The organism is Nocardia sp. PE-7 (assembly GCF_030486425.1).
GTDB classification, from domain to species: domain Bacteria; phylum Actinomycetota; class Actinomycetes; order Mycobacteriales; family Mycobacteriaceae; genus Nocardia; species Nocardia salmonicida_A.
In genome coordinates, this window is sequence record NZ_CP129614.1 from 524,488 (window position 1) to 538,617 (window position 14,130).

16 protein-coding genes are annotated in these 14,130 nt (G+C 68.5%); 15 read left to right on the forward strand and 1 reads right to left on the reverse strand.

Annotated features, from left to right (window positions below; translation table 11 throughout):
* Nucleotides 1-21 precede the first annotated feature (21 nt).
* The 14 genes from QX204_RS02375 to QX204_RS02440 all read left to right on the forward strand — a co-directional run bounded on the left by QX204_RS02375 (nt 22) and on the right by QX204_RS02440 (nt 10,525).
* Nucleotides 22-771: a toxin-antitoxin system YwqK family antitoxin gene (locus QX204_RS02375; RefSeq protein WP_301904968.1), complete on the forward strand. Its 750-nt coding sequence runs from the start codon at nt 22-24 to the stop codon at nt 769-771.
* Between the two features lie 14 nt (nt 772-785).
* A complete protein-coding gene (locus QX204_RS02380; RefSeq protein ID WP_301904969.1) occupies nt 786-1,985 on the forward strand; it encodes a hypothetical protein in 1,200 nt (399 codons plus the stop codon).
* A 97-nt stretch (nt 1,986-2,082) separates the two neighbouring features.
* Nucleotides 2,083-2,559 carry a YbaB/EbfC family nucleoid-associated protein gene (locus tag QX204_RS02385; RefSeq protein ID WP_301904970.1) on the forward strand — a complete coding sequence of 159 codons (477 nt, stop codon included), beginning with the start codon at nt 2,083-2,085 and terminating at the stop codon, nt 2,557-2,559.
* Nucleotides 2,560-2,725: 166 nt separating this feature from the next.
* Nucleotides 2,726-4,483, forward strand: coding sequence for a hypothetical protein (locus tag QX204_RS02390; RefSeq protein WP_301904971.1), 1,758 nt, complete (start codon nt 2,726-2,728; stop codon nt 4,481-4,483).
* Nucleotides 4,480-5,262 carry an ESX secretion-associated protein EspG gene (locus QX204_RS02395; protein WP_301904972.1) on the forward strand — a complete coding sequence of 261 codons (783 nt, stop codon included), beginning with the start codon at nt 4,480-4,482 and terminating at the stop codon, nt 5,260-5,262. Before QX204_RS02390 ends, QX204_RS02395 begins: the two co-directional genes overlap by 4 nt.
* A gap of 29 nt (nt 5,263-5,291) precedes the next feature.
* A complete protein-coding gene (locus QX204_RS02400) occupies nt 5,292-5,624 on the forward strand; it encodes a hypothetical protein (RefSeq protein WP_301904973.1) in 333 nt (110 codons plus the stop codon).
* Nucleotides 5,625-5,649: 25 nt separating this feature from the next.
* A complete protein-coding gene (locus tag QX204_RS02405; protein WP_301904974.1) occupies nt 5,650-5,946 on the forward strand; it encodes a YbaB/EbfC family nucleoid-associated protein in 297 nt (98 codons plus the stop codon).
* Nucleotides 5,947-6,106: 160 nt separating this feature from the next.
* Complete coding sequence (locus QX204_RS02410) at nt 6,107-6,358, forward strand: type VII secretion target (protein ID WP_301904975.1); 252 nt, start codon at nt 6,107-6,109, stop codon at nt 6,356-6,358.
* 2 nt (nt 6,359-6,360) lie between these two features.
* Nucleotides 6,361-7,728: a hypothetical protein gene (locus QX204_RS02415; protein ID WP_301904976.1), complete on the forward strand. Its 1,368-nt coding sequence runs from the start codon at nt 6,361-6,363 to the stop codon at nt 7,726-7,728.
* Between the two features lie 28 nt (nt 7,729-7,756).
* The gene (locus QX204_RS02420) at nt 7,757-8,062 is read left to right on the forward strand and encodes a PE family protein (RefSeq protein ID WP_301904977.1); all 306 of its coding nucleotides are present in this window, start codon (nt 7,757-7,759) and stop codon (nt 8,060-8,062) included.
* Nucleotides 8,059-9,039 carry a PPE domain-containing protein gene (locus QX204_RS02425; RefSeq protein WP_301904978.1) on the forward strand — a complete coding sequence of 327 codons (981 nt, stop codon included), beginning with the start codon at nt 8,059-8,061 and terminating at the stop codon, nt 9,037-9,039. Before QX204_RS02420 ends, QX204_RS02425 begins: the two co-directional genes overlap by 4 nt.
* Complete coding sequence (locus tag QX204_RS02430; protein WP_301904979.1) at nt 9,036-9,827, forward strand: ESX secretion-associated protein EspG; 792 nt, start codon at nt 9,036-9,038, stop codon at nt 9,825-9,827. The genes QX204_RS02425 and QX204_RS02430 overlap by 4 nt, the downstream gene beginning before the upstream one ends.
* A gap of 42 nt (nt 9,828-9,869) precedes the next feature.
* Complete coding sequence (locus QX204_RS02435; RefSeq protein WP_301904980.1) at nt 9,870-10,199, forward strand: WXG100 family type VII secretion target; 330 nt, start codon at nt 9,870-9,872, stop codon at nt 10,197-10,199.
* A gap of 32 nt (nt 10,200-10,231) precedes the next feature.
* Nucleotides 10,232-10,525, forward strand: a complete 294-nt coding sequence (locus QX204_RS02440) for a WXG100 family type VII secretion target (RefSeq protein WP_301904981.1) — start codon at nt 10,232-10,234, stop codon at nt 10,523-10,525.
* Nucleotides 10,526-10,741: 216 nt separating this feature from the next.
* Here QX204_RS02440 and eccE read toward each other — a convergent pair whose 3' ends face one another.
* Nucleotides 10,742-12,481: a type VII secretion protein EccE gene (eccE, locus tag QX204_RS02445; protein WP_301904982.1), complete on the reverse strand. Its 1,740-nt coding sequence runs from the start codon at nt 12,479-12,481 to the stop codon at nt 10,742-10,744.
* A gap of 118 nt (nt 12,482-12,599) precedes the next feature.
* Here eccE and eccB point away from each other — a divergent pair, with 118 nt between their 5' ends.
* On the forward strand, nt 12,600-14,108 hold the full coding sequence (eccB, locus tag QX204_RS02450; protein WP_301904983.1) for a type VII secretion protein EccB: 1,509 nt from the start codon (nt 12,600-12,602) through the stop codon (nt 14,106-14,108).
* Nucleotides 14,109-14,130 lie beyond the last annotated feature (22 nt).

Here is a 14,130-nt window from a genome sequence, read left to right on the forward strand (position 1 = left end):
GCGATCGGAGGGGTTTCGACGGTGAGCGACGATCCGATCGAATTGAGCGATCCGGATGTGGCGATCGACGCGGCGACCGGCAGGTTGTCGTATCGGGGTGAGCCCTACAGCGGCGCGGTGACCCAGACCCGCCCGGACGGCACCTGGCGTGAGTACTGGAGCTATGACGACGGCGACCGCGACGGCGACTGGACGGGCTGGTACCCCGATGGCACCATGCGCTACAACGGCGAGTTCTATCGCAACCGGCCTGTCGGCACCTGGCAGGAGTGGTACCCCGACGGCTCCCGTCGGCTCGAGGACGTCTACGACATCGAGGGCACACTGCTCACCCACTCGGTCTGGAACCCGGCGGGTGAGGTGCTCGAACTCGAGGACGAGCGCACCCGCAAGGGCATCGCGGCCGACGCCGTGTCGGCGGACGATCCCGCACTTCGCTGGGACGACGAGCAAGCCCGCATGTACTACGGCGACGAGCCGTTCACCGGTCAGCAGTTCCGCCGCCCGGCGCCGAGCAGCCCCATCACCGAGCTGGACGGCTACACCGACGGCTACCCCGACGGACCGACGCGCGGCTGGTACCTCGACGGAACCCCGCGCTACACCGGCGAATACGCCGATCGGCGCCAGGTCGGCACTTGGTGTGAATGGTTCCCCACCGGGAATCGCAAGGAAGAAACCGTTTTCGCTTCCGACGGCGCGCTGCTCACCCGGACCGAATGGGACGAGACCGGCGCCGTGACCGCGCGGCACAGCGAGAACCAGGATTAGGCGAGGAGTGCGCAGTGGCTGACGAGCTGGCCGGGGATCCCGATGTCGGATTCACCCTCACCACGGTGGTGGCCGACGACGACGGGATCACGGATCGGGCCGCCGCGCTGAGCCACCGCATCGCGAAAACGCTGGCGGCGCTGGGTCCGCCGGGCTGGACCAAGGTCGAGGCATCCTTCGCGATGACGGCGGCGGCCGAGGTGTCGATGGTGGTGTTCCACGACGAGCAGGAGCGGTTCGCCCGGGTGTTCCCGAGCCCGGAACTGCTGGATCTGCTGCGTGAGCACCGGCACCTTTCCGCGTCGATGGGCGACGGGCCGTGGTGGCGCTACCTGCTCACCCTGAGCAATGCGGGCCGGATGAACGTCGAATACGACTACGGCGACGACCCGTTCCCCGACGACCAGCTGTTCCCGCCGACGGTGTACCGCACCGATATCGAGATCTATCCGCGCGATCGGCTGCCGATCTGGCTGGCCGCCTACGTCGGTCACGGCAACCGGCAGATCCGCACCCCGCTGGCCGCGGCCGAGCAGGCGCGCGCCGATGCCGCCGCGGGCCGCACCGCGATCGGGTCGGCGCCGGATGTGGAATTCCCGCCGCTCGATCTCCTGGCCCGACGGTGGGCGCTGATCGCGGCCGCGTTCGTCGCGATCGGCTCCAAGTGGGGACCGCGCGTGACACCGGCCTTCCATGTCTTCGAGGGCTCGAAACACAGCGGCTCCACCCTGTGCCTGCTTCCGGGCGATCGTGCGGTGCTCTCCGGCGGCGTATGGGACGCACCGGAACTCGACGCTGTCTACAACAAAGACCTTCCGATGCCGCAGTTCTACCTCGGCGCCCCCGACTGGGTCGCCGAGCCGGTGATCAACCGCCGCGCCGAGAACGGTCTGCTGACCTTCTGCTACTGGTGGGAGGGCGGTCGCTGGTATCGCGGCGCGTCGGCGGGCGCCGACGCGTTGACTCCCGCCGTTCCCGGTATGTGGGATACCAGGACCGTGGTCGATGTGCTGACGGGCCTGCTCGGCGCGAAAGCGGGCCAGGCGCAGAAGGAGGCGGTACCCGGCCTGGTCGAGGCCGCCGAGCGTGCGGCCGTAGCAAGGGAGGCGTTCACCCGGGTCTTTCCCGCTGATGTCTACAACGTCGATTCCGCTTGGTTCCAGCTGAATCTCGCCGGTTTGCTCGGCACCCACACCGTCGGCATCGCGACGTGACGAGCGGGGCCGTGCTGTTGCGTGGGTGTGCCAGTTGTGATGTGCTCGCTAACCGACGGGCTGGGAGTGTCGGTTCGTAAGCCGGAGGGAATCGGGTATGGCCAACGAGCATGCCAAGGCACAGATGGCGGACATCCTCGAGACTGTCCAGACCCAGATGCGGGCGATCGCGCAGGTGCAACAGGACCGCGCCAAGATCATCGCCAGCGCCACTGTGCGCAAACGGGTGACGGTGACGGTCAACGCCGACTACAAGGTCATCGAGACGAAGTTCACCCCCGACATCGACGACCTCACCTACACCGAGATCGCCAAGGCGGTCACCGAGGCCGCGCAGCAGGCCTCGATCGAGGTCGCGCGCAAGACCCAGGAACTGATGGCGCCGATCCAGCGCGAACGCGCCCGACTGCCGAAAATCAACGAATTGGTCGACGACATGGACGGTTTCGCCATTCCGCAGCCGGTGGAAGCATCGCTGGAACCGCCTAATTCACCTGAGCGGGAACGACTCTCGACCGACGACGAGGACGGGTCCCGTGATCCGTCCCGCCCCGCTACCGACGCGGGCTGGTAGCCGGAGATGGTCGAGCCTTCGCCACCAGCGAGATCATCGCTGTACATGCGTAATTCACGTGTCAGACCGTAGAATCGTTAGCAAGCCGTGCGAATCGGCGGTGTCGTGGTAGCGGTGCCAGGCGGGGCGCGAGGCGACACCGGTACGGACAGGGAGGGTCGACTTCATGACGGGACCATCGGCGCAGGATCAGTGGGCGGGGCTGCGTTCGGCAGCCTCGGACGGATCGCTGATGCTCGAGCCGTCGGCACTGCCCAACCTGGTCGAAGCCGCCAATAACGCGCGCTACTGGGTCAACTCGGTGAAAAACCAAGTGGACATGGTCTCGAACCTGCTCGACTTCTCCTCACTGGAGTCGGGCAAACAACTGTCGAAGCAGTTCGAAGGCAAGGCCGGACAACTGAAGACCGTACTCGGAAAGCACGAGACGGTACTCGACAATGTCGCCAACACCTTTCTCGACGCGGCCCGGCATTACAAGGGCGCCGAGGACGGCAGCAAGGTGGATCTGGACGCACTGCGCACCAAGATCGAGCAGGGCAGGAGCGCCGGCATGGCCAAGACGCCTCTGCCGCCCACGGTGCTCCAATTTCCGGCGGTGGCGACAGCGGTCGACCTGCCGAAGATCCTGGCCGACGGTAAGACCTTCGATCCGGCCGGAATGAAGGCGGAGAGCCCCAACGGCTACAACTACAACGAGCTCCAGGCGATCATGAATTCGCTGTCGGCGGTTCCAGGGAACCTGGGCCACACCGCGTTGTACTGGGGTGATCTGGCGTCTTGGCTCAAAACAGGTTTCGACGACCTGAACGCCAAAGTCGAAGCGAGCAAGAAGAGCTGGACCGGCCCGGGTGGCGCCACGCGAGCGATGTCGGCGATGTCGGCCTATCACGAGGCCAACGGACTGCTGGTCGATCAGACCAAACAGGTTGCCGCCGCACTCGATTACACCGTCGGCTGGATCAATGCCACCTCCAAAGGGTTGGCGACCGCGCTCATGCTGCCCCGGTGCTACGCCGACCCCAACGGCACGCAGGCACAGGCCGACAAGGAGGCTTGCGCGAAGAACGGTCGCCAGGTCATGTGGAACACCTACGTTCCTGGACTCAACAGCACCACGAGCCACCTGCCCACGCTGCCCGATCCGACCGCGCCGTCATCCGGGAACGGAACCGGCAACGGGAACGGGAATGGGAACGGCTCCGGAAACGGCAGCGGCTCCGGATCGGGCAGCGGGTCCGGTTCGGGGAGCGGCTCCGGTTCGGGCGATACCTCCGCCGCGTTCAAGCGGGCCCTGGCCGAGCTGCAGGAACAGCAGTCCGGTAGCCAGGTGGGCAACGGCACCACGGGCAACGGTTCGACGGGCAACGGTTCGACGGGATCGACCGGTTCGACGGGGTCGACGGGGTCGTCGTCGGCCGATCAATTGACTTCGGCTCTGCAGTCCGGGCTCGAACAGGCCGGTTCCGCCGCGCAGTCGGCCTTGGAGCAGGCGACCTCGGCCGCGGAACAGAGTGCGCTGGCGGGTATTCCGAGCTCCGCGGCGCTCGGTTCACTGCAGGACCAGGCCAAGAAGGCGCTCAGCGCGGCGAGCAAGGGCGGCGGTGGCGGCGGTGGCTCGGGTGCGGGCGGCGGTGGGGCCGGTGCGGGCGTCGCGCCGCTGTCGCCGAGCCTGGACAGCGCGTCCAAGTTGTTCCCGCGGGCTTCGGCCACCACAGGTATGGAGGGTTTCCGTACGGGTGTCGCGTCGTCGGCGGCGGGCTCGCCGATGGGTGGTATGCCGATGTCGCCGATGGGCGGGGCCGGTGGCGGTCAGGGCCAGCAGAAGGAACACAAGCGGGCCGACTACCTCGACTCGACGACCCATCTGGACGAAGCGCTCGGTGACGCGCCGATCGTCGCGAGGCCGGTGGTGGAACAGTGACGCCTACCTGGGAATTCACCGGTGACGAGTTCGACGCGCTCTGGACGGGTATCGAAGAGGAGTACATGCCGGACCCGTTCATCCACTCCAGCGCGCCCGGCGACGCGGAGGAGGCCGAGTTCGCGCGCAAGGAAGCCTGGGCGCGGATCAGGCGGCGGTGGGAGCACGAACTCGACGAGATCATCGATGTGCTCGTGCATCCCGACATCCGAATCGCGGTGCGTGGCTACGGGGGCGGGGAGAAACTGACCGATCCCGCCTACTCGGTGCGCATGCTCGCCGTGCGCAAGGGCGAGGTGGGGTATCTCGTGCGGCAGCTGCCGGGCGAAACCCTGTTCCACGCGAGCGGATTCGTCATCACGCGCCACACTGCCCTGACCCTCGGTGATGTGATCGCTGATCAGCTGCCCGCGGCGGAGGCCGGGCGTGGTCAGGAGATCCGCCTCGACGAACCGGACGACGATCAGTTCGACCACAGCTACGGCCGCTCACTGGTGCAGCACTACGACGACGAAGCCGCGGTGCAGACGAAGACATTTCAACAGGCCGGGCTGGACCGCGACGGCTTCATCGACATCGAGCAGGGCTGGTCGCGATTCGGTCCGCGTGGCATCCTGCGATTGCGGCTCGGCTGGCGCGATCTGACCGACGACGGGCGCTATGTGATCGTGCCGGGGACGCCACCGGTGGCCGTCGGCGCCGATCGCCGACGGGTGGTTTCGCTGATCAACACCCAGATCGCCGAAGTTGTCAGAGCCATCAGGGACGATCGGGCGTAGTGATGTCAGACCGGATGGGAGGGGCAGTCGTGGAGGAGTTTCCGACCGAGTTCAGCGCATCGTCGGTGACCGGCGCGATCGTGGTGCGTACCACCGAGCAGGGACTGCCGGTGGGGATCACGGTGGATCGCGAACAGCTGCGCCGCGACCCGGACGAGCTGGCCGCCGAGATCCTGCGGTTGTGCCAGAAGTCGGCCAAGCGGGCGGGTCTGGCGCGGCGTAATCAGCTGGCGGAGGCTGGGTTCGACCCGGCGCTGCTCGCGGCGACGGGACTGCCGACCGAGGCCGAGGTCGCGGCGGCGGAGATCGTCGAGGAGCAGGAATACGACACCGAGCCCGACAGCTGGCTGCGGTCGGTCTAGCGAGCGAAGAGGGGAGGACGAGGCGATGGTCGAGACCATGGACGAGCTGATCTCGAAGGTGCGGGGGCAGCTCTATCGGCTGCAGGACCTGGCCGACGCGACCAATGACATCCGGGCGCAAGAGATTTCGCCCGACGGCGCGGTGACGGCCACCGTCGACGGTGCGGGCGCGTTGGTCGGGCTCGAGCTCGGCGCGGCGATCGCCAAGTTGTCACCGGCCGAGTTCGAGCGCGTGCTGCTACAGACCACGCGGGCGGCCGCGCACCGTGCTCTCGGCGAGCGGGCCGAGCTGGTGACGGCATACAACCGGACAGGTACGTGAGATTCAACTGACCTTCACCGCATATTTGTGTGGTGTCAGGGTCAGACGGGTAGATAAAGTAACGAAACACCATGGGCTGTTTCGAGATTGGACGATAGCCATGAATCATGTTGCGGTAGTTCCAGACGCAGTTCGTGCGTACGCGGGTGCCTCGGCCACGATGGCGGCGGGGGTCGCCCAGGCAGGCGCGGTCGACCAGGTCGCCACGATGGCCGCCGCGGTGCCCGTGTTCGGCCTGATCGGCCAGGAATTCCTGATGTCGTTCGCGTACGCGCAGGCCAACCACCTCAGCTCGATGGCCCAGCTGGCCGCGGTGCACGCGGGCACCGCGTTGACCGCTACCCAGGCAGCCGCTACCTATGAGGGCGCCGACGGAGCGTCCAAGCTGGGTCTCTCGGCGGTCGATCAGTAGCAATGACTTATCCCGGGGGAGATTCGGCCGGCGCGGCAGCGTCGGTCGATCCGACTGTGCTCGAGCTGCTGCGTGGCAGTTCGCTGGCGCCGATGCTCGACCAGCCGGTGAGTCAGGTGCTCGGCTCGATGGGGTTGCCGCAGCTGCCGCAGCTTCCCGAGTTCATCCAGCTGCCGGAAATGCCCGCGCTGCCGACGATCGACCTGACGGCGCTGATGCAGCCGCTCACCGAGTTGGCCTCCGCGTTCGGCACCGGTGCGCTCGGTGGCACCGGCGCGACCTCCGGCACCGGCACGTCGAGCAATCCCGCTGAGGCACTGACGAATATCACCTCGGTGCTGGAGACGGTGATGTCGCTCGGCTCGACCGCGCTGCAGACGGTGATGCAGCTGTGGCAGAGCGCCGCGGCGACGGAGGCGACGACCAAGGCGACCGCGGCGCAGGCCGACGGCGCCAAGCTCGCCACGCAGAGCACTCAGGAGAAGGGCGTGCTCGCCCAGGCCGCGGGCAATGTCGCCGTCGGTGGCGCCAAGCTGTCCGCCGTGATCGCCCGCTACTCGGCCACCCTGGCGCTCGCTCCGCTCTACATGATGACGCCGGGTGGTCAGGCGGTGCTCATCGCGGCGACCATGGAGGCGATGGCCGAGGGCCTGGCGATCACGGCCGAGACCAAGGCCGAGATGGTGGCGCGCAGCGGCGAGATGGCACAGGCGGGCGAGAAGGTCCAGGTGACCAACGCGCCGTCCGGTGTCGATGCGGGCAGCGAGTCCCTGAGCCAATTGATGAGCCTGATCACGCCGTTGATCAGTACCGCGAGCACCGCGGTCACCTCGCTCGGTTCCCTTGCCGAGCAGGTGAGTTCGCTGTCGACCACCACCACCGGCGACTCGACGACCACCGGCACCGAGATCTCCGCGACGGGCGAGGAATCCGCCGACGAGCTGGCCGCCGCGGGTGGCGGTGGCGGCGGTGGCGGCGCGATCGGTGGGGTCGGTGCGATCGGCGGCGCGGGCGCGGCATCGTCACCGCTGAGCCCGTGGCAGGGCGGTCGCGGTGGTGGTCTGTCCACCGTCGGCGCCACCGGCGCGGTCGGCGGCGCGGGCGGCACCACGTCCGGCGGGGCGAATATGACCACGGCATCGGCGAGCGGCTCGTCGCCGGGAATGATGCCGATGGGTGGCGCCGGTGCGGGCATGCCGATGGCGCGCGCGGTGGAGGGCGGCGGCAACGAGGCCGTGCACTCACAACTGGTCACCGGAAATCACGGCGACGAAGTCGTCGGCCAGATCGCGGGGGTGGCGACCCCGGTCGTCGGCGCCGCCGAACCGGTGGTCACCGATGCGCCGCCGGACAAAGAACTCTCACTGTGACGCGGCACGACCATGACAGGAGTGGCAGATGAGTAACACCTTCGAATTCGATGCGGCCGCGGCGAGCAAAGCCGCGGCAGCGCTGGACGGCATCGCCGACCGGCTCACCACCGAACTGACCGCTGTCGCCCCGGCGCTGCACGTCGCCCCGGCCGGTGCCGAGGAGGTGTCGGTGCGCGCCGCGAACACGGCCAACGGCGTCGCCGACGACTACCTGACCGGCGCCGAGGCAGGTGCGCACGAGATGAACAAGCTCGCCGCCACCCTGCGTGCGCAGGTCAGCGAGTTCGACCAGATGGAGACCGACAACACCAGCGGCTTCAACGGACAATGATCGAACCACCGCAGCCCGGCTTCACCGGAGTGGTGTGGGAGGCGCGCGAGCCGGACAAGCTCGCCACCGACCTCACCACCGGTGCCGGACCGATGCCGATGGCCGACGCGGCCGCCGCCTGGACGCGGCTCGCCGCGGCTTTCGGCGCGGCCGTGCTCGACTACGAGCAGGTGCTGCAGAGCTTGCGTGGTTCCTGGAAGTCCGGAAGCAGTGAGCTCGTGTGGGAGCGGATCTCGACGCTGCGCGAGTGGTTGCTCGAGACCGCGGCGGCCGCGACCGCCAACGCGGCCAGGATGCAGGCCCAGGTCCTCGCCTACGAAGTGGCGGCCATCGCCATGCCCGATACCGCCGACATCGCCGCCATCACGGCGATGCAGCAGGCACTGGAACAGGTCGGCACCACGCTCGGCGCGCCGATCAAGGCGATCGCGGCGCAGACCGATGCCGACGCCGACGTGGCCAAAGCCGTTGCCTCCCGGGTGATGCGCAGCTACGAGGCGGCCACCGAACCGCTGGCGACGCCGTGGTTGCACGCGCCGCCACCGCCGATCGCCCCGGAAGCCGCACTGACCGGTGAGAAGTCGGGCCAGAGCGCGACGCCGACGCCGAGCGCCGGGGCGATGCCCGGGATCGGCGCGATCGGTCTCGGCATGTTGCCGTCTCTGCCGGCGCCCGTCCAAACCGCTTACCGCGCACCCACTTTCGTGCAGTCCACGACCACGGTAGGTGCCACGACGCAGTCGGCGCCGGTCACCACCACTCCCGCCGGGCAGTCCGCGCCGCTCGTCCCCGGTGCGATGGCCCACGGTGGCGGCCAGGACTCCACCGCCCGCTTCCCCCGTGCTGGCCTGGCCTACGAGGAATCCGACCAGTTGGTCGCCGAAGGCGAGATCCAGGCCGCTCCGGCGGTACTCGGTGTGGCCGAACGCGCCGCCCCGCAGACCGGCGGCACCGCCACCGCGGAGGGCCGAGCATGACCACGCTCACCAACGACGCGCTGCTCGCCGTCGCCGACCGGCTCGGTGTGCAGACCCTGCCACTGGTGCTTGCCGTCGGCCCGCGCCAGGACTCCTTCGACGCCTGGCGCGCGGCCCGCGACGCCGCGGTCGCCGACCTCACCGCCACCGGCATCTTCGACACCTACGGCGATGTCGAGCCCGATCTGGCAGGCGCGCTGTACACACTGGCCCAACCCGATGCCGAACTCGTCGCCCGCAGCTACGGCGACGAGGGCCGACGGCGAATCTGCTTGGCCCGGCGTGGTTCCGGTCACGCCAGCGCGGTCCGCACCGGCGAGACCTTCGAGATCGCCACCGACGCCATCGACGGATCCGACCGTGAACTCGCCCGCCTGCTGCTCGCCGCGCTGCCGACCTGCGCGCCCGCCGAGGTAGCCGCGGTGAGTGTCGCGGCCGACGATCTCGCGGCGCGCCTCGACGCGGCCGAAACAACTTCCCAGTACGTGGACGCGATGTATGCGCTCGGTATCGACGCGCACCAGGCGACCGTGCTCGGCGCGGCCTTCGGCACCTGCCGTGGCTACACCGAGATCGTCGCTGTAGTCCACCAAGACGGGCTGACCACCCGAGCCCCTGGCGCGGTCGCGGTGTACGACACCGCGCGCGGCCGGATCGTCGTAGCGCCGATGACGGCGCCCGACGGGCAGGTGTGGTCGACCATCACGCCGGGCACCGATCACCGCCTCACGCAGGCAATCGGTGCGCTCCTCGAGGGGCTTCCCGGTGGGGGGTGGCGGCCAGATTAAGCCATCTCTCGTTTCAACCATCAAGTAGGAAAGGTTCGGCATATGCCCCCTCAGGGACCAGTAGGTGTAGAAGCCGGCGGCGTAGACGGCGTCGTCTCCAAGCTCGAAAGCAGCATCGGCAACCTCCGCACGTCGGTCGCCCAGATCGATGACGCGGCCCAGGCCGTCCTCCGCGGCTGGAAGGGTGACGCCTCCGACGAGTTCGTGAAGGTCGCTCAGGCCTGGCACGACGAGTCCGATGCACTGAACAAGAAGTTCGACCGGCTCACCGAAGCGGTCAGCACCGGTAAGTCCACCCTGGTGAACATGGACGGCCAAGGCCTGTCCGGTGGTGGTTCCACCGGCGGTGGCGGCAGCCTCACCAACCTCTGACCGCGACTGCGATACGAACAGGAACTACAGCTATGACCATTCTTTATGATCCCGCGGCGATGAACGAGCTGTTCAGCGACCTGCAGAACTACGGCGGGAAGATGAAGGGCGAGATCGACGAACTCGAGGGCGCCGCTTCGGATTTCCGGAACAACCTGCAGGGTGACCAGGCGATCTCGACCTTCGACACCGCGCACAAGAATGTCACCACCGAGCTGACCGACACGCTCGACAAGCTCGACAAGCTGGCCGCTCAGGTCGAGGCCGCGCTCAACCGCGCGCTCGAGGCCGACGGCAAAGTCGGCGACGGTTTCGCCGACTTCTGATTTGTCGGAGCGCTGGCGCGCTCGAGCGCGGCCCCTGATGGGCCACCCGAAAAACGGGGCGGGACTCGTGCCTTCGGCACTTTGTCCCGCCCCGTTTTTCGGGTGGCCGGGCCGCTACGCCCGCTGCGCGGGCGTGGGCCTCCTCGAGGTCGGCCCGTGCGGGGTCGGGTTTGTGAGCGTTCGGCTTGGTTACGCGCTGGCGTTGTCTTGCGCGAATCAGCGGGAAGCCAGTGATTCGCCGATGTAGTGCATTTCGTCCGGTGTGGTCACCATTGAGACCGTGGCGCTGCCGGTGCTGGTGCGGACCGTGATCCGGTTCGGGGCGTAAGGGTCCTGGACGAGGGTCACGTCGGGCGGCAGGGTGTCCGGATCGCGTTCGGCGGTGCGGACTTCGACGACGGTCGCGCCGCCGAGGTGGGCGGTCGGTGCGATGCCGTCGAACACCAGGACCGTCGTGGTCGGGTACGGGGCCGCGGGGACGGGCGGCGGGCCGGGCGGGGTCTGCGGGGTCGCGCCCGCGGCGCGGGGGGCGATCGAGAGTAGTTGGGGAGTAGCCAGATTGGCGACCATCGACTGCCACGCCTGCGGGCGCGAGGTGTGGACGACGGCGTGGGCGCCGAGTGCGGTGGCCCGCAGGACCACCTGCTGAGCCAGATCCAGATTGCCGATCACGTCGACATGGCGAGTACCCGCGCCGATCAGTGGCACCGCGATGCCCTGGCCGCGTTCGTCGGCGCCGATCAGCTGGCCGCAGCCGGTGGTCGGCACGGCGATGTCGGTGAGCGCGGTGAGGGTGCCTCGGTAGCCGTCGCGGCCACCGAGGTCATCGGCGGCACCGATGGGCAAGGTGTCGAGCAGGATTCGGCGCTGGCTGCCGGGGAGCTCACGCAGCCCGGCGATCGGCGCCTTGTCGTAGGGCTCGGTCGAATCGAAGCGTACGACGGCGTTGAGCACGACGGTTCCCGCCTTGTCGTCCGCACGGCCGGTCCGGCGCGCGCCGGGGTGCAGCCGCAGGGTGACGGTGGTCGACAGGGTCGGCAGCGACCAGATCTCGGCCAGTCCGTTGGTGCCGATCATCGGTGCGGTGAGCTGGTAGTGGGTCAGGTGTCGGCCGAACTCGGACTCGAGACCGTGTGCCGACTCGGTCAACCGCAGCGGATCGAAGCCGTAGGCCAGTTCGCGCACCGCGCTGTTCATCTCGGTCGCGGTGAGCACCGCGGTGTCGATGCCATGGGCAGCCAGCCGATTCGCGACCCGGCGGGTGGCGATGATCATGGTGCGCAACGCACCGGTCGCGCCGCCGCCCCGCTTTTCCACCGCCGTCGCGTTGGCCACGGGGTCGAGTCGCAGCACGAGCCAGCAGGTGCGGTGCGCGATGGCGGGCAGCGGGCCGAGAATCCGGTTGTACAGGTGTGCCGCCGCGCCGGTGCCCGCGGTCCGCGCGCCGGTGGAGATCACATCGAGGCTCACCAGCCCCACATCGAATTGCTCGAGGCAGCGCGCCACTTCGGTGAGCGGCAGCAGTTGGTCGGCACTGAGCGAGCCGCGGCGCAGCAGGGTGAGGGTGTCCGGCGGCGGATCGATCCGCAGCATGGTGAGCAGCAGATCGCCGTCCCAGCGCACCCCACAGCCGCCGCCCTCCGGCAGCGGCACGTCGAACGCGGGCGCTCGATCGAGGGTGTCGGCGCGGCCGCGCAGGCGGCGCGCCGACCAGTCGCCGATCCGCACCGCCGGGGGCCGTCGCCGGATCGGCACCAGCCCGATCAGGAGCACAGCAGCGGCGCCGCCGATCGCGCCGTAGAGCGAATCAGTCGTCGCCAGCACGATCCAGGCCACGATCGCCGCGAGTATCGCGGTCGGCACACACGCACGCAGCGGGTACATCCGGAACAACCAGAATTCCGGGTCACGCAGGGTGTCGTAGACATGTGCGCTGCCGGTTTCCCCGGCGTTCATACTGTTGTTCAAAATCGTTGTCCCTGCTTGGCATACGTCGAATCATGGTGAAGGACAAGTTCCGGATTTACGGTACCGTGTCCGACGAGATGGTGATCAACTCAGCAATGGAGTCCCTGTGCCGGCACAGCTGACAACCAAAGCCCAGGTCAATGGTTATCGCTTTCTGCTACGCAGGCTCGACCATGCTCTGGTCCGCCGGGACGTGCGCATGTTGCACGATCCGATGAAGTCGCAGAGCCGGTCGCTGATGGTCGGCGCGGTCCTCGGACTGATCATCGTGGCGGGCGCGGCCATCCTCGGCTTCCTCAAACCGCAGGGCGCTATCGGTGACGCACTGATCGTCACCGGGAAGCAGAGCGGCGCCATGTATGTGGTCGTCGAGGCCGAGGAGGGCGTGAAGACCCTCCACCCGGTGCTCAACCTGGCCTCGGCTCGGCTCATCGCCGGCGACGCGCAAGCACCGAAATCGGTGAAGGACGACAAGCTCGGTTCGCTGCCGCGCGGTCCACTGCTCGGCATTCCCGGCGCACCGGCGGCCATGCCGGGTTCCAAGCAGGGGTCGAGCTCGAACTGGACGCTGTGCGAGACCACGCAGCTCTCGGCCGCGGGTAGTGCGTCCGGCGCGGGCGGCGGCCTTACCACGGCCATCGTGGGCAAGCCGGAGACCGGCGACCGGATCGGCGCTGTCGGCGCCGACGACGCCATGCTGATGCGCCACGACGGCAAGACCTACCTCGTGTACCAGGGGACACGGGCCGAGGTCGACCCGAACAATTCGGTGCTCGCCCGCACCCTCGGCCTGACCGGTCAGCAGGTCCGCCCGATCGGCAGCGCGGTGCTCGGCGCGACCACCCAGGCCCCGCCGCTGGCCGTGCCCGCCATCGACCGCGCGGGAGAACCAGGGCCCGGCAAACTGTCGAATGTGCCCATCGGCGGCATCATCGCGGTGGCAGGCGTCGAGGCCGCGGGCCGGGAGACGATGTACGTGGTGCTGGCCGACGGCGTGCAGCGGGTCTCACAGTTCACCGCCGACCTGCTGCGCAACGCCGATTCGCGGGGCATGCGCGAGATCGCCGAGCTGGCACCGGATGTGCTCGACCGGATGCCGATCCTGCACACCCTGCCGATCGACGCCTTTCCCGAACACAAGCCGCGCATCCTGTCCGCCGAGGACGCCCCCGTGGCCTGCGTGAACTGGGCGAAGGATCCCGGCGAGGCCACCGCACAGGGCAAATCGGTGGACGGGCCCACCGAACGCGCCACGGTGACATTGCTCGCCGGAACGAAACTGCCGCTGGCCGCCGCGGCCAAGCCGGTGACTCTCGCGACCGCGGACGGCTCGGGCAACCGGATGGACGCGGTATACCTGGCGCCGAGCACCGGGGAATACGTACAGGTCACCGGGGTCGAGCCGGGGAGCCTGCGGCGCGAATCGCTGTTCTATGTGGCCGACAACGGCATTCGCTACGGCATCCCGGATGCCGCGACGGCCGCGGTGCTCGGCCTTGGCGCCAAGCCGAAGCTCGCGCCGTGGTCGATCATCGGACAGCTCGTCCCCGGCCCGACCCTGTCCGCGAAAGATGCACTGACCAGCTACGATTCGCTGCCCTCTGCCAGCAAATAGCCGAAAAGCGGGGTCCGGCACG

What these genes read in the sequence shown, in the direction of transcription:
- QX204_RS02385 (WP_301904970.1), top strand. Translation starts at nt 2,083, where the DNA reads ATGGCCAACGAGCATGCCAAGGCACAGATGGCGGACATCCTCGAGACT.
- QX204_RS02390 (WP_301904971.1), top strand. Translation starts at nt 2,726, where the DNA reads ATGACGGGACCATCGGCGCAGGATCAGTGGGCGGGGCTGCGTTCGGCA.
- QX204_RS02405 (WP_301904974.1), top strand. Translation starts at nt 5,650, where the DNA reads ATGGTCGAGACCATGGACGAGCTGATCTCGAAGGTGCGGGGGCAGCTC.
- QX204_RS02410 (WP_301904975.1), top strand. Translation starts at nt 6,107, where the DNA reads ATGGCGGCGGGGGTCGCCCAGGCAGGCGCGGTCGACCAGGTCGCCACG.
- QX204_RS02415 (WP_301904976.1), top strand. Translation starts at nt 6,361, where the DNA reads ATGACTTATCCCGGGGGAGATTCGGCCGGCGCGGCAGCGTCGGTCGAT.
- QX204_RS02420 (WP_301904977.1), top strand. Translation starts at nt 7,757, where the DNA reads ATGAGTAACACCTTCGAATTCGATGCGGCCGCGGCGAGCAAAGCCGCG.
- QX204_RS02425 (WP_301904978.1), top strand. Translation starts at nt 8,059, where the DNA reads ATGATCGAACCACCGCAGCCCGGCTTCACCGGAGTGGTGTGGGAGGCG.
- QX204_RS02430 (WP_301904979.1), top strand. Translation starts at nt 9,036, where the DNA reads ATGACCACGCTCACCAACGACGCGCTGCTCGCCGTCGCCGACCGGCTC.
- QX204_RS02435 (WP_301904980.1), top strand. Translation starts at nt 9,870, where the DNA reads ATGCCCCCTCAGGGACCAGTAGGTGTAGAAGCCGGCGGCGTAGACGGC.
- QX204_RS02440 (WP_301904981.1), top strand. Translation starts at nt 10,232, where the DNA reads ATGACCATTCTTTATGATCCCGCGGCGATGAACGAGCTGTTCAGCGAC.
- eccE (WP_301904982.1), bottom strand. Translation starts at nt 12,481, where the DNA reads ATGAACGCCGGGGAAACCGGCAGCGCACATGTCTACGACACCCTGCGT.